Source organism: Staphylococcus massiliensis CCUG 55927 (assembly GCF_000298075.1).
GTDB lineage: Bacteria > Bacillota > Bacilli > Staphylococcales > Staphylococcaceae > Staphylococcus > Staphylococcus massiliensis.
The window spans coordinates 678,026-693,304 of the sequence record NZ_JH815593.1 but is presented as its reverse complement, the minus strand read 5'-3'; the positions used below and the strand labels follow the sequence as shown (position 1 = coordinate 693,304).

The following is a 15,279-nucleotide window of genomic DNA, read 5'->3' as shown; positions in this document are numbered from 1 at the left end:
ACTTTTCACGTAAACTTTGTATAGGGAATTTTATATTGGGAGGATTATTTTTGGCACATTCAAAATACAATGATATGATTCAAGAATTTAAGCATCGTTTTGATGAAAAGATGCAAGAACTTGAACTATCATATAATGATATCAACATTTACCAACAAGCTTTTTCACATTCAAGCTTTGTAAATGATTTCAATTTAGAACGCTTAAGTCACAACGAACGTTTAGAATTTTTAGGCGATGCGGTATTAGAATTGACGGTTTCACGTTACTTATATGATAAGTACCCTGATTTACCCGAGGGTAACTTAACGAAAATGCGTGCATCAATTGTATGTGAACCATCACTTGTAATATTTGCGAACAAATTTGATTTAAATCAGTTAATCTTACTTGGAAAAGGTGAAGAAAAAACAGGCGGTCGTACACGCCCGTCACTCGTTTCAGATGCCTTTGAAGCGTTTGTAGGCGCGTTGTATCTCGATCAAGGTCTTGAAACAGTACGAACGTTCTCAGAGAAAATTATGTTCCCGATTGTTGAAACTGAAGAACTTGTCGGAGTTATAGATTTCAAAACACGCTTCCAAGAATTTATGCATACGAAATCTAAAGGTGACGTCACATATCGTTTAGCTAAAGAAGAAGGTCCAGCGCACCATCGCTTCTTTACATCAGAAGTATTGTTAAACGGTGAAGCCATTGCGGTTGGAAGTGGTCGTACGAAAAAAGAATCAGAACAAAAAGCTGCTGAAAAAGCATATCGTCAAATGAAATAGTTAGGAGTAGAACATGGTTTATTTAAAGTCAATTGACACATATGGATTTAAATCATTTGCAGAACATACCCATGTTCAATTTGATACAGGTGTGACGGCGATTGTTGGCCCTAATGGAAGCGGTAAAAGTAATATTACTGATGCCATTAAATGGGTGCTAGGTGAACAATCAGCGAAATCACTTCGAGGTTCTAAGATGGAGGACATTATCTTCTCTGGTGCCGAACACCGTAAAGGTAATCAGTACGCTGAAGTAAAGCTTCAACTTGATAATCATTCTGGGACGTTAAATCTCGATCAAGATATCGTTACTGTTACAAGACGTCTGTATCGTAACGGTGACAGTGCGTATTATCTCAATAACGATCGTGCTCGGTTAAAGGATATTGTTGAATTGTTTTTAGATTCCGGTTTAGGAAAAGAAGCGTTTAGTATCATTTCACAAGGTCGTGTAGATGAAATTTTAAATGCGAAACCTATTGACCGCCGCCAAATTTTAGAAGAGTCTGCAGGCGTGCTTAAATATAAGAAGCGTAAAAAGGCGTCACTTGATAAATTAGAACAAACAGAAGACAACCTTAATCGTGTTGAAGATATTTTATATGATTTAGAAGGGCGTATTGAGCCGCTTAAAGAAGAAGCTGCGATTGCGAAAGAATACCTTGTGTTATCTCAAGAGATGATGAAGAGTGATATCCTTGTTACCGTTCATGATATTGAAGCGTATCAAGATGATATTAATCAACAAGATGAATCTCTTAACCGTTTGAAAAGCCAACAAGAGTTTAAGAATAGTGAGAAGACACGTATTCAACGAGAAATTAAATCAATTAAGTCACAAAAAGATCAGGCAGATTTAGAGCTTGAGAAATTAAATTACCAATTCGTTCAGAAAACAGAAGAAGTTGAGAAGTACACGGGTCAACTTCACGTATTAGAAGAGCGTAAACGTAACCAATCTGAAACCAATGCGCGCTTTGAAGAAGAACTTGAAAGCCTTCAAACACAACTCGCGCAATTACAATCAGATAGAGACACGCTAAAACAAGATATCGATTCACTTAAATCTAAGTCAAAGCAACTTACGCAGCACATTCACGATATGGAATCTGAAGTAATGGTGTCTGATGATGAATACGAAACGCAGCTTGAAACGCTAAAAAACGACTATTATGAAGAGATATCTAAGCAATCTGAATTAAATAATGACATCCGCTTTTTAAAGCGTACAATTGAAGAAAATGAGAAAAAGCAATCGCGTCTTGATTCTAAACTTGTTGAAGCAATTGAATCTTTAAAAGGTATTCAAACTGAGAAGGCTTCTAAGGAAAGGGCTTTTCAAGAAGTGGCACAGTCGCTTGAACTATATGAACGCGAGCAGCAAGATAATGAGAACGCGTTGAAGCAGAAAAAGTCTCGCTTAGGTGAACTTGAGGAGAAGTTGTATCAAGCGTATCGCTATAATCAAAAGTTAAAGTCTAAAATCGATGGTATGGAAATGCGTAAAGACGATTATGCATATTTCTTTAGCGGTGTGAAGCATATATTGAAGAATAAGGACCTAAGTGGTATCCATGGTGCTGTAGCTGAAGTTATCGATGTGCCATCGAAATTAACTAAAGCCATTGAGACAGCTTTAGGGGCACAGTTGCAACATGTCATCGTCGATAATGAAGAAGACGGGCGTAACGCAATTTCGTACCTAAAATCTAAAGGACTTGGGCGCGCAACGTTATTACCTTTAAATGTGATTAAGCCGAGATACTTAAATGAAACGATTTACCAACAAGCGAAACACGAAGATGGCTTTATCGGTGTTGCCGCGAATGAAATTCACTTTAATAAACAGTATGAAACGATTGTTCAGAATTTATTAGGCACTACGATCATTGTTGATCATCTTAAACATGCGAACGACATCGCACGTCAAACAGGTTATAAGTCTCGAATTGTAACTTTAGATGGTGATATCGTAAACCCTGGCGGTTCAATGACTGGTGGCGGTGAACGTCATAATAAAAGCATCTTGAGCCAAAAAGATGAATTACAAACGATAAAGAATCAACTTCATGAATACGAGTCTAAGACGAAATTGCTTGAAGAACAATGTAACGCTGAGAAATTAGAGCAAGAACGTCTTAGCGAATCCTATGTAACATGTAGTGAGAAAATTCAACATTTACGACATGAATATCAATCTTTAGAAATGGCGATTAAACATTTAGATGAGCAAGAGCGCCGTATTAAAGACGATCATGAAGAATTTGAGTTTGAGAAGAATGATGGCTATGAAATTGGACATAGCCAGAAAACGCTTGCTGAGAAGGAATCAGAACTTCAAACTCTACAACAAAAATTACAAGGGCTTGAAGCGGAAATCGAGCAAGTTCGAAACCGTTTCAAATCAGATAAAGCTGACACCCATGAAAAGCAACAGAAATTAAACCAAATGAAGTCTGATTTAGCGGTTGTTAAAGAGCGTTTGAAAACGAAGAAGGAACAATATGAAAACGTTAACCATCAGCTTGAGAATAACCAACAACAAAATCGTCGACTCCAAGAGCAAATTGAACTATTCAATTCAGATGAGATGACGGGTGAAAGGGCTTTTCAAAAGATTGAAGCACAAATTGAGGCCAGTCAACATGAGAAAGATGACCTCGATAAAGCGATCGAAGCGTCGAAGCAATCGCGCAAAGAACTCGCTGAATCGTTAGAGTCGCTTGAAGGTAAACTCCAAGTTGAACAGAACGATATACTGGCAATCGAAAATAGTTATCAAGACATTAAAACGAAGCAATCGCGCTTAGATGTGTTGATACAACATGCGATTGAGCATCTTCAAGAAACGTATGCGACGACGTATGAACATGCGCGCACGATGTATGAGCTTGATGATGATATCGAAGCGCTTCGTAAAAAGGTGAAGCTTACGAAGATGTCGATTGATGAACTTGGGCCAGTAAATTTAAATGCGATTGAACAATTTGAAGAAATTAATGAGCGTTTCACGTTTCTTGATTCACAGCGTACCGACTTAAGAGAGGCTAAGCAAACGCTTGATCAAATTATTCAAGAGATGGATCAAGAAGTGAAAACACGATTCAAAGATACATTTCTTCAAGTTAAGGCGCATTTCAGTGATGTATTTAAGTCGTTATTTGGCGGTGGTTCCGCAGAACTGAAACTTACTGATGACGACTATTTATCAGCAGGCGTCGATATTATCGTGCAACCCCCTGGTAAGAAACTCCAACACCTTTCATTATTAAGTGGGGGTGAACGTGCTTTAAGTGCAATCGCATTATTATTTGCAATATTAAAAGTTCGTTCTGCACCATTTGTTATACTAGATGAAGTAGAGGCTGCATTAGATGAAGCAAATGTGATTCGATATGCAACATACTTAAAGCAATTAGCGAACGACACGCAGTTTATCGTGATTACCCATCGAAAAGGCACGATGGAATATGCCGATCGTTTGTATGGCGTTACGATGCAAGAATCAGGCGTTTCAAAACTTGTAAGTGTTAATTTAAATACTATAGATGATGTGATGAAGGAGGAAGCGTAATGAGCTTTTTTAAACGTTTACGTGATAAGTTTAGTCAAGAACCTAAAGAAAGAGATGATTTTCAAGAAGATCTTGAAGAATTAGAACCTTTGGATGATGAAGAACAACGTCGTGAGGAAGAACCACCTTCTCGTCACGAACCTACGCCAGAGCGCGACGAACCACAAGCGCATGAAGCGCCGTCACATGACATGCCAGCTCAAAAAGAAGTTAAACATGATCCAATTAGTCCAAGTTCCGAATGGGAAATGGACTTCGATGATGATGATTTAATTTCAATTGAAGAGTTTGAAGAAATTGAGTCTCAAAAACTTGGTGCCAAGTTTAGAGACGGTCTTGAAAAGTCACGTCATAACTTCCAAGAACAGTTAAATAATCTGATTGCACGCTATCGCAAAGTCGATGAAGAATTCTTCGAAGCTTTAGAAGAAATGTTAATTCAAGCGGACGTAGGTTTCACTACAGTTATGGACCTTGTCGATGAGCTTAGAATGGAAGCGAAGCGCCGTAACATTCAAGAGACTGAAGATTTACGTGAAGTTATCGTTGAGAAGATCGTAGAGATTTACCGACAAGATGATGACCAATCAGAAGCGATGAACCTTGAATATGGTCGTTTAAATATCATCTTAATGGTAGGTGTTAACGGTGTTGGTAAGACAACTTCAATTGCGAAACTTGCGCACCGCTATGAATCTGAAGATAAAAAAGTAATGCTTGCTGCGGGTGATACGTTCAGAGCAGGTGCTATTGAACAATTACAAGTATGGGGCGACCGTATTGGCGTTGAAGTCGTGAGCCAAAAAGAAGGTTCTGACCCAGCAGCTGTGATGTACGATGCTATTAACGCAGCAAAAAACAAAGGCGCTGACGTATTGATTTGTGATACAGCTGGTCGTCTTCAAAACAAGCAAAACCTAATGAACGAACTAGAGAAAGTCAAACGTGTTATTGGACGTGCGGTACCTGATGCACCACATGAAGTATTATTATGCTTAGACGCGACTACTGGTCAGAATGCGATTTCTCAAGCAAAAGCCTTTAAAGACGTTACAGATGTAACAGGTATCGTCTTAACAAAACTTGATGGTACTGCTAAAGGTGGTATCGTACTTGCAATTCGAAATGAAATGCAAATTCCAGTTAAATACGTAGGTCTCGGTGAGAAATTAGATGACTTAACACCATTTGACCCAGAAAGTTATGTATACGGTTTATTTGCTGACATGATCGAACAAAACGTTCCAGAAGAAGACAAAGACCAACCTAAAGAAGTTGAAAGTGGCGAACAATATGACGAGACAAGATGACTTAGTTAAAACAGTCAGAATGAATTATTTGTTTGATTTTTATCAATCATTATTAACTAACAAACAGCGTAATTACTTAGAGCTCTTTTACTTAGAGGATTATGCACTAAGCGAGATTGCTGAGACATTTGATGTGAGTCGTCAAGCAGTGTATGATAACATAAGAAGAACGGGCGATTTAGTAGAAGATTACGAACGTAAACTTGGTTTACTTGAAAAGTTCGAAAAACGCCAAGAAATCTTTTCAGAAATGCTTAAAGCTACACATGAACCAGAAAAAATTAAAGCTTATATAAAAGAACTAGAAGAATTAGAATAGGAGGTCACTTTATATGGCATTTGAAGGATTATCCGATCGTTTGCAAGCCACAATGCAAAGGATTAAAAGTAAAGGTAAAGTGACTGAAGCTGATATAAAAGTAATGATGCGTGAAGTACGTCTGGCACTACTTGAAGCGGACGTAAACTTTAAAGTTGTCAAAAACTTTGTAAAGACAGTTTCAGATAGAGCGTTAGGTTCTGATGTTATGAAATCATTAACACCAGGCCAACAAGTTATTAAAATCGTACAAGATGAATTAACAGAATTAATGGGTGGCGAAAACAGTTCGATTACGATGGCTAAAAAGCCACCTACAGTCGTAATGATGGTTGGTTTACAAGGTGCCGGTAAAACAACTACTGCAGGTAAACTTGCTTTATTAATGCGCAAAAAATATAATAAGAAACCATTACTTGTCGCAGCCGATATTTACCGACCAGCTGCCATAAACCAACTCCAAACAGTCGGAAAACAAATTGATATCCCAGTTTATTCAGAAGGCGACCAAGTTAAACCGCAACAAATCGTAGACAACGCGATTAAACATGCGAAAGAAGAACATTTAGACTTCGTTATCATCGATACGGCAGGTCGTTTACACATCGATGAAGGTTTAATGTCAGAGCTTGAAGACATTAAAGAGATTACGAAGCCTAATGAAATCATGCTTGTTGTCGATGCGATGACAGGTCAAGATGCTGTTAACGTCGCAGAATCATTCGATAATCAACTCGACGTTACAGGTGTAACGCTTACGAAACTTGATGGTGATACACGTGGTGGTGCAGCGCTATCTATTCGTGCCGTGACACAAAAACCAATTAAATTCGTTGGTATGAGTGAGAAACTCGACGGCTTAGAACTGTTCCATCCTGAACGTATGGCATCTCGTATTCTTGGTATGGGCGATATGTTAAGCCTCATTGAAAAGGCCCAACAAGACGTTGACCAAGAAAAAGCGAAAGACCTTGAGAAGAAAATGAGAACATCATCATTTACTTTAGATGATTTCTTAGTACAACTTGATCAAGTTAAAAACTTAGGACCTTTAGATGACATCATGAAGATGATCCCTGGTATGAATAAAGTTAAAGGTCTCGATAAGATGAATATGAGCGAAAAGCAAATCGATCATATTAAAGCTATTATTCAGTCGATGACGAAATATGAACGTGAACATCCTGAAAAAATTAACGTTTCAAGAAAGAAACGTATTGCTAAAGGTTCAGGTCGTTCCTTACAAGAAGTAAACCGAATCCTTAAACAGTTCAATGATATGAAGAAAATCATGAAACAGTTTACAGGTGGTAAAGGTAAAGGCAAAGGAAAAGGTAAACAACGTCAAATGCAGGACATGTTAAAAGGCATGAATTTACCATTTTAATAGAATTGATAAAGCATCTCCACGTGATCGGGAGATGCTTTTTTAGTGGTACTTTGAGATGTGTTATTTTAGAAAGAAGTATAAGTATGAGTAATTTAATGAGGTGTAGCGACTATGCACTTAGAATCCTATAACGAAAATTTTAGTAAAATTCTTCAAGATTATTATCTTAAAGATCCTACATATACGGCGTTACCTAAAGATGTTATCGCATTAGAACGAGTAGGCCAAAGTTTGTTACCTATACTACTTATTGATAATGAGGTAATTGTTTCCTTCTGCGCTCTTGATCAGAGCGATGATAAGTTTCAATTTACGGATAACGAAAATAGTATTTTACTTAGAAGCTTTTCAACTGATTCACGATATGAAGGTCGCGGATACGCAAAAGAATTAATCAAACGTGTTATCTCATACGTGAAACAAGCATTTCCTCATGTAGATGAGGTAGTTCTAGGTGTGAATGTGAAAAACCACAGTGCGAAGCATTTATATGTTAAATGTGGTTTTGAAGATACGGGTAGATATGTACTAGGTGAAGTAGGGTACCAACACGTGTACCGATTGAAGCTAAAGAGCTAATACAAAGAAATATATATAAGCAATTAATTTTTACAAAAATTTTATTTTAGTATATACTATCCTTAATCAAGTTGACCTTCTAGTAAGACTTATAGCTACTAACTAGTCGAGTAAATTAAAAAAAGAATTGAATAAAGTTTCCTTAGCCACTTGTTTACAAATAATTTGTTGACGAGTGGCTTTTTTAGAATAGGCGAGGCGAACCAACACATGAAAAGCATCTTAGGAATTCTATCTTTTATAACCATATTGTTTGGCGTATTTATAGTTAGTGACTTTTATAAGAAAATCGAATTAGATTACATGATTAATCATAATCAAAGCACCATCAATATTTACCCACCCGATAAATACGAAACAACGCAAGCGCAAAGTGTCAAAGATTTGATTGCGATTTCAAATAAGCACCAAGTTTCGGTTACTAAACGCATTCAAATAAATCAACACAAAATATTGATATTTACGAATAGACCATACTTATTAGCTCAACAAGTTAAAAATAATCACATTAAGTTAGCTGATAAATCAATAGTGGTAAAAGTCTACCCTTTATCTAGATTAAAGAATTATAGTAGTGTAGGCAGCTTTTACATCGACTCTAATGATAAAAATAATAAGCAAGCCGTGATCGAGGATTTGAATCGTAAAGTCGGTAATGTAACTGAGGAAAAAAGCGAATTCAATTTAAAATATTATTGGAACTATCGTCTAATCTCAATATTCTTATTTCTAATAGTCATAACATTAGCGTTATTTATATACTTGCTTCAAGTAAATGCCTATAAATTTAAACTGAAATTCAATTTAGGTTATACACCCTTTGAAATCATAAGAACAGTGTTAAAAGAGAATCTTTCTATACTTATTCTTTTTTGTGTAATAGTTATATTTAGTCAATCTCTAATAATTTATTATGTGCTAGAACTCAGAAACATTCTTTTACCGATCCTAATAACGGGGGTAATGTTTACTTTCATAGGATGTCTTATGATAAGTTTACTCATTTTATATTTGCATAATACTTATTTAACTATGTATTCGAAAATGAATAGGATAAAGTTTAATAATGCTCATCATTATTTATTTATAGTTGTTGGGTTAATAGCAATATTTTTAATCTCGCATGTGTTACATGACTTGATTGAAAACGAAAAGCATTTGAAACGTGAGCATCAAAACATAGCTGCGTGGGAACAAGCTAGAAATACATATCGTATGGTAGTTCAATCAAACGGTATTCACCTTGATGAGAAATTACATGATGACGTTAGTGAAAGAATGAAAGCCTACTATAATAGTGAGTATTTCAAGGGTTTTATTTTAGAAGCTGAAAATTACACGGAAGCGCTAGAAGGGGGACCGTTTTATAAGAAAAATGTTAAGAAAGATAGTCGTTTTGAACCAGTTGTTGAAAGTATTGTGGTAGATAAAAACTATGTACAAGAAAACTTTTCAAAAAGCATATTTAATCAAATGGAATTCGATAAAATTCATTTAAACTTAATCATTCCAATGAAATATAAAACGCATATCAATGAAATTGTATCTAATTATAAGGAGTCTTCCTATACTTATGATCCAGTCTTAGAAGACTATAATAAGAAAGTTAAAATTAATCCTATATTTATTGAAAATAACCGTAAGTATTTTACGTATGAAAGTGACTTAGTTGAACCAGATTATAGCGTTAAAGACCCTATCATAGTTGTTGATACTGGTAATTCAATTGCGTTGAATTATATGCATTATTTAACTGGGTTTTACTACCTTAAATCTAATCTAGATAACCCTATACAAGCGTTGGAAGAAGGTTTAAATCAATTTAACTTAAAACCATACATGTATATCATGGAGTCCGTTTATGATGAGAAAGCTGATCAAATAAGAGATTATCATCTGAAGCGTTTTGAAAATATGTTTTCTATCATTGGATTGGTTATCGGAAGCTTGATATTAATTTATACTTATATAGGTGTTTATCTTAATAAGAGCACGTATACTTTTGTGATTAAAATGAACTTGGGCTATACAAGATTCCAAATACACCAAACATTTATATGGGTTCTAGCGTTATTAAATGTATTATTTATATTATTACTGAGTTTGCAGTATACGCTTATGAGTTTAAGTTATGGCATCACCATGATTTGCATTCAAATCTTACTCGTTTTATATCGTTTCAATAGTCTTAATAAAGCCTTATTGAATTCAGTCATCAAGGGGGAATCTTATGATTAAAATAAATCATTTCACCAAGATATTTAATCAACGTGTTTTATTTCATATGCTCAATATGGAGATTACTCAAGGAGATTTTTATATCATACGTGGCGCGAGTGGAAGTGGTAAAACCACCCTTATAAATATGTTGGGTTTAATTGAATTTCCTGATAGTGGCACCTATACTTTTGAAGGCGAGTTCATTAACACTAGAAAGCAAATTCTTAATATCAAGCGAAAACACTTTGCGTACATTTATCAAAATTATGGACTTTTAAAGAATAAAACTGTTCAACAAAATTTAGCGCTGCCTCTTAACGTAAAATATAAGGATACACAACTTATGAGCGATGCTTTAGAGACTGTTGGCATGTCACAAGCTATCTTAAAACAAAAAGTGGTTTCGTTGAGTGGTGGTGAGCAGCAACGAATCGCAATTGCACGTGCATTAATTAAAGAAAGCACTGTGATATTTGCGGATGAACCTACAGGTAACTTAGATGAAAAAACCTCTGATCACATAATCGATATCTTCAGAGATTTAAATAAACGAGGTAAAACAATCATTATGGTTACACATGATCCGAAATACTTTAATATTGGTACACGTGAATACACGATTAATCAGACGTCGTGTGATGCAACTTTGAATTAATTTAAATTGGTAAAGAAAAAACTCTTTACAAACGTTTGTGTAACTGTTATAGTATTTTCTTGTAGATAACAAATTAAAGAAAAAGGAGAGAATTATAAATGGCAGTTAAAATTCGTTTAACACGTTTAGGTTCTAAACGTAACCCATTCTACCGTATTGTTGTAGCAGATGCTCGTGCGCCACGTGATGGTCGTATCATCGAACAAATCGGTACTTATAACCCAGCGCACAAAAATGCAGCTGAAGTTAAAATCGACGAGGAATTAGCACTTAAATGGTTAAAAGAGGGTGCTAAACCTACAGATACAGTACACAACATCCTTTCAAGAGAAGGCATCTTAAAAACTTTTGACGATCAAAAGCATTCTAAATAATTGAGTAAGTCATAACTTATTCATACTATTGAGGGCGTACCAATTACATGGTACGCTTTTCGTATATTATAAAGAATCGGAGGCTTCAAACATGAAAGTTGAAGTTGGGACTATCGTAAACACGCACGGCATAAAAGGTGAAGTTAAAGTAAAATCGAATTCAGACTTTACGGATACACGTTTTCAACCAGGAGAAACGCTAATGGTTGATTATAAAGGTGATATGCTAACGTTCACAGTAAAGTCATATCGCATGCATAAAGGCTTTCATATGTTAACGTTTGAAGGTATCACGAATATTAATGAAATTGAATATTTAAAAGGGTCAGTGCTTTTACAAGAACGTGATCATGAGGACATTGAACTTGGTGAACACGAGTATTATTACTCAGATATCATTGGTTGTACTGTTTTTGATGAAGCAGACACGCCGATTGGTCGTGTTACTGAGATCTTTGAAACTGGTGCTAACGATGTATGGGTTATTAAAGGCGATAAAGAATACATGATTCCTTACATTGAAGAGGTAGTTCGAGAGGTCGACGTTGAAGGTAAGAAAGTTATCATCCGACCAATGGAAGGGTTGTTTGATGATGCAGATTGATTATCTCACTTTGTTCCCCGAAATGTTTGATGGCGTCTTAAATAGCTCCATTTTAAAGCGTGCTCGAGAACGCGAGCTTGTTAAATTTAACACGATTAACTTTCGAGATTACGCGAATAACAAACATAACCAAGTTGACGATTATCCCTTTGGTGGCGGCCAAGGTATGTTGCTAAAGCCTGAACCTATTTTTAATGCAATGGACGCCCTTGAAACCTACGAGGATACGCGTGTTATTCTGATGTGTCCTCAAGGCGAGACATTTAATCAACAGAAGGCTGAGTCGTTAAGTACAGCGAAACATATCGTATTCATTTGTGGTCACTATGAAGGTTATGATGAGCGTATTCGTGAGCATCTTGTCACGGATGAAATTTCGATAGGTGACTACGTGCTTACAGGTGGCGAGTTGCCAGCGATGTTAATGACCGACGCAATCGTGAGACTCATGCCTGGCGTATTAGGTAATCAGGTATCCCACGAAGACGATTCATTTTCAAGTGGGTTACTCGAACACCCTCAATATACAAGACCGCGTGAATTTCAAGGCATGAAAGTACCTGACATCTTACTATCCGGAGATCACAGCAAGATTGAAGCTTGGCGACACGAACAATCTTTGAAAAGGACTTTTGATAAAAGACCAGATTTATTAGACAAATATCCACTTACTGAAAAAGATTTAAAAACCATTGAATCCTTTAAAAAACACATTGAAAAATGATAATGAATGTGCTATTATTCTTTAAGTGTGGAAAGACACAAATATCACTATGATCCGCTGCTATATGATTGTCAAGGCAAGAACATAGGTTGAAGGAGAGTGTAAATAATGAGCAATCACAAATTAATCGAAGCAGTAACTAAATCTCAATTACGTACAGACATTCCATCATTCCGTGCAGGTGACACAGTACGTGTACACGTACGTATCATCGAAGGTTCACGCGAACGTATCCAAGTGTTCGAAGGTGTTGTAATTAAACGTCGCGGTGGCGGAATTTCAGAAACATTCACAGTACGTAAAATTTCTTCAGGTGTTGGCGTGGAACGTACATTCCCAGTTCACACACCTAAAATTGAGAAAATCGAAGTTAAACGTTATGGTAAAGTTCGCCGTGCTAAACTTTACTACTTACGTAACTTACGTGGTAAAGCCGCTCGTATCCAAGAAATCCGTAAATAATCAAGTACTTAGAGCATTAAGCTATATACACCTTGCTAGATGGAGAAGCCATTTAGTAGGGTGTTTTTTATGGTTGAAAGGGGGATAAAGGATTGGGGTTAAGGGGAAGTACTTTGGTTTGGTGGGGAATTGTATTTCCAAATTCAGTTGGGGTTAGGAGTAAGATCTTTTGCAGACTAGTGAATCCGTCACAAGTCGCTAACAGATCTCTTGCCAACTAGTGGTAGTATCACAAGTCGCTAACGGTGCTCTTGCCAACTAGTGATCATGTCACAAGTCGCTAACAGAGCTCTTACCAACTAGTGAATGTGTCACAAGTCGCTAACAGAGCTCTTACCAACTAGTGATTGAGTCACAAGTCGCTAACAGAGCTCTTACCAACTAGTGTTAGTATCACAAGTCGCTAACGACGTTCTTGCCAACTAGTCAGACCTTCACTAGTACTTAAACATGAAGAAGTTAAAACACCTACTCCGATATAAGCTGTGGCATCAGATTCAAATCCTCTTACCAATTAAAAATTATCAAAAATCCTCATTCTAAGAATAATCCTAACCGCCTTTCATTTAATATCTCGTATCCTTGCCTTTAATCTTCCTCATTCGACAATTCAATTCTATATAGACAAATATCTATATAGATGATAGTCTATATACGACATTAGGAGGTGTTTAATATGACGTATGAAGAATTAGCGCAATATTTTAAAGTGCTTGCTGATCGCAATCGTCTAGAAATTATAGATGTTCTATCGTGTGGAGAACTATGTGCTTGTGACTTACTTGCGCATTTTGACTTTTCCCAACCGACATTAAGTCACCATATGAAAATGCTTGTAGAAAGTGGAATTGTCTCGACATATAAAACAGGGAATAGACGCATGTATCATATTGAAAGTACGGTTCTAAAGCAGGTTCAGTCATCTTTAAATCTATTAAATACCTCTAATGAGCGATGTATTTGTAAAGACATAAAGATGGGTGAGTGTTAATTCATGACAATTTTAGCGATCGTGATATTCCTCGTCACGTTGTTATTCGTAATATGGCAACCTAAGGGGCTTGATATCGGTATCAGTGCCATCGCGGGTGCTATTATCGCAATAATAACCGGCGTCGTATCACTATCAGATGTAGTAGAAGTTACAGGTATTGTTTGGAACGCAACCTTAACTTTCATAGCGGTCATTATCATTTCATTAATTCTTGATGAAATAGGCTTTTTCGAGTGGTCAGCGCGTCACATGGTAAAAGCCTCGAAAGGCGACGGGCTTATGATGTTTGTCTACATTATGTTACTAGGGGCACTCGTAGCAGCCTTTTTCGCAAATGACGGCGCGGCGTTAATCCTAACGCCAATCGTACTCGCAATGGTACGAAATTTAAACTTCAATGAAAAGGTAATCTTTCCATTTGTTATCGCAAGTGGTTTTATCGCAGATACTACGTCTTTACCATTAGTCGTAAGTAATCTCGTGAATATCGTGTCAGCCGACTACTTCAACATTGGATTTGTGGAGTACTTAGGTCGCATGATTATTCCAAATATCTTTTCATTAATCGCAAGTATTCTAGTATTATGGTTATTCTTTAGAAAGTTGATTCCAAAGTCGTTTGATGCACATATGTTAAAAGACCCTAAAGAAGCTATAAAAGATCGTAAGTTGTTTAAATTCTCTTGGATCGTGATAGGTATTCTATTCGCAGGATATTTATTAAGTGAATTTATTAAGATACCAGTTTCATTTATCGCAATGATTATCGCGATTATCTTCTTGTTACTCGCTCAAAAATCTAAAGCAGTGAATACGAAAGAAGTACTCAAAGGTGCACCATGGAATATCGTATTCTTCTCAATTGGTATGTACCTTGTTGTGTTCGGTCTTAAAAATGTTGGTATCACTTCAGTACTTGCGTTTGTACTCACAAGTATTACGCAACACGGTCTGTTTGCAAGTATCATGGGTATGGGCTTTATTTCAGCCTTCTTATCCTCAATTATGAATAACATGCCGACAGTACTTATTGATGCCATCGCAATTGATCAAACATCAACGTCTCACATGTTAAAAGAAAGCTTAGTATATGCGAATGTGATAGGTGCCGACTTAGGTCCCAAAATCACACCAATTGGTTCTCTAGCTACATTATTATGGTTACATGTTCTTAGCCAAAAGGGTATGAAGATATCATGGGGAACTTACTTTAAGACAGGTATCATCATTACGATTCCCGTGCTATTCTTCACGTTATTAGGTTTATATTTAACAATGCTTATCTTTTAAAAAAAGGGGAT

At 36.4% G+C, this 15,279-nt stretch carries 14 protein-coding genes; all 14 read left to right on the top strand.

The features are described 5' to 3' along the window. The first annotated feature begins 74 nt into the window (after positions 1–74). On the top strand, positions 75–773 hold the full coding sequence (gene rnc / locus A33S_RS0103665; RefSeq protein WP_193765455.1) for a ribonuclease III: 699 nt from the start codon (positions 75–77) through the stop codon (positions 771–773). A gap of 13 nt (positions 774–786) precedes the next feature. Then, on the top strand, positions 787–4,347 hold the full coding sequence (gene smc / locus A33S_RS0103660) for a chromosome segregation protein SMC (protein WP_017176568.1): 3,561 nt from the start codon (positions 787–789) through the stop codon (positions 4,345–4,347). Beyond that, a complete protein-coding gene (gene ftsY, locus A33S_RS0103655; RefSeq protein ID WP_009381691.1) occupies positions 4,347–5,657 on the top strand; it encodes a signal recognition particle-docking protein FtsY in 1,311 nt (436 codons plus the stop codon). Before smc ends, ftsY begins: the two co-directional genes overlap by 1 nt. Further along, on the top strand, positions 5,641–5,976 hold the full coding sequence (locus tag A33S_RS0103650) for a putative DNA-binding protein (protein WP_009381692.1): 336 nt from the start codon (positions 5,641–5,643) through the stop codon (positions 5,974–5,976). The genes ftsY and A33S_RS0103650 overlap by 17 nt, the downstream gene beginning before the upstream one ends. Positions 5,977–5,989: 13 nt before the next feature. Further along, positions 5,990–7,363, top strand: coding sequence for a signal recognition particle protein (gene ffh, locus A33S_RS0103645; RefSeq protein ID WP_009381693.1), 1,374 nt, complete (start codon positions 5,990–5,992; stop codon positions 7,361–7,363). A 114-nt stretch (positions 7,364–7,477) separates the two neighbouring features. Then, a complete protein-coding gene (locus tag A33S_RS0103640; protein WP_009381694.1) occupies positions 7,478–7,945 on the top strand; it encodes a GNAT family N-acetyltransferase in 468 nt (155 codons plus the stop codon). Positions 7,946–8,155: 210 nt separating this feature from the next. Then, positions 8,156–10,183 carry a bacteriocin-associated integral membrane protein gene (locus A33S_RS0103635; protein WP_009381695.1) on the top strand — a complete coding sequence of 676 codons (2,028 nt, stop codon included), beginning with the start codon at positions 8,156–8,158 and terminating at the stop codon, positions 10,181–10,183. Next, positions 10,176–10,820, top strand: a complete 645-nt coding sequence (locus A33S_RS0103630) for an ABC transporter ATP-binding protein (RefSeq protein WP_009381696.1) — start codon at positions 10,176–10,178, stop codon at positions 10,818–10,820. Before A33S_RS0103635 ends, A33S_RS0103630 begins: the two co-directional genes overlap by 8 nt. A 98-nt stretch (positions 10,821–10,918) precedes the next feature. After that, positions 10,919–11,194 (top strand): 30S ribosomal protein S16, encoded by a 276-nt coding sequence (rpsP, locus tag A33S_RS0103625; protein WP_009381697.1) that lies wholly within the window; start codon positions 10,919–10,921, stop codon positions 11,192–11,194. 91 nt (positions 11,195–11,285) lie between these two features. Further along, positions 11,286–11,798, top strand: a complete 513-nt coding sequence (gene rimM / locus A33S_RS0103620) for a ribosome maturation factor RimM (RefSeq protein WP_009381698.1) — start codon at positions 11,286–11,288, stop codon at positions 11,796–11,798. Continuing rightward, positions 11,788–12,522, top strand: a complete 735-nt coding sequence (gene trmD / locus A33S_RS0103615) for a tRNA (guanosine(37)-N1)-methyltransferase TrmD (protein ID WP_009381699.1) — start codon at positions 11,788–11,790, stop codon at positions 12,520–12,522. Before rimM ends, trmD begins: the two co-directional genes overlap by 11 nt. Positions 12,523–12,630: 108 nt before the next feature. Further along, on the top strand, positions 12,631–12,984 hold the full coding sequence (rplS, locus tag A33S_RS0103610; protein WP_009381700.1) for a 50S ribosomal protein L19: 354 nt from the start codon (positions 12,631–12,633) through the stop codon (positions 12,982–12,984). Between the two features lie 676 nt (positions 12,985–13,660). After that, positions 13,661–13,975 (top strand): ArsR/SmtB family transcription factor, encoded by a 315-nt coding sequence (locus A33S_RS0103605; RefSeq protein WP_017176566.1) that lies wholly within the window; start codon positions 13,661–13,663, stop codon positions 13,973–13,975. A gap of 3 nt (positions 13,976–13,978) precedes the next feature. After that, on the top strand, positions 13,979–15,268 hold the full coding sequence (gene arsB, locus A33S_RS0103600; protein WP_009381702.1) for an arsenite efflux transporter membrane subunit ArsB: 1,290 nt from the start codon (positions 13,979–13,981) through the stop codon (positions 15,266–15,268). Positions 15,269–15,279: the final 11 nt, after the last annotated feature.